The sequence below is a fragment of the Pseudoalteromonas sp. S2755 genome (assembly GCF_005886535.1).
Lineage (GTDB): Bacteria > Pseudomonadota > Gammaproteobacteria > Enterobacterales > Alteromonadaceae > Pseudoalteromonas.
In genome coordinates, this window is record NZ_PNDS01000242.1 from 1 (window position 1) to 325 (window position 325).

Consider the following 325-nt stretch of genomic DNA (forward strand, 5'->3'; position numbering starts at 1 on the left):
TTACTAGGATAACATTGTTTGTTTTTTACCTATCTTTGCTTTCAGGCAAGGGTTTTTGTGACGAACGTTTAGTTTGCTAAACGAGTCGCACAAAGACGCAGCATCAAAGCAAAGTGGTGGGTCTGAGTAGACTTGAACTACCGACCTCACGCTTATCAGGCGTGCGCTCTAACCAGCTGAGCTACAGACCCAAACAATGTTTGTGTTCTCTAATTCTAATCAACAATCATCTGTGTGGACACTTCGAACAAATAAGTTCTAAATCGTATAAGGAGGTGATCCAGCCCCAGGTTCCCCTAGGGCTACCTTGTTACGACTTCACCCC

The 325-nt window shown here is 44.3% G+C and carries 1 tRNA gene and 1 rRNA gene; both read right to left on the reverse strand.

What is annotated here, in order from left to right:
• Positions 1–114: 114 nt before the first annotated feature.
• Positions 115–191 (reverse strand) — tRNA-Ile (locus CWC03_RS23050).
• A 77-nt stretch (positions 192–268) separates the two neighbouring features.
• A 16S ribosomal RNA gene (locus CWC03_RS23055) occupies positions 269–325 on the reverse strand; the annotation flags it as partial.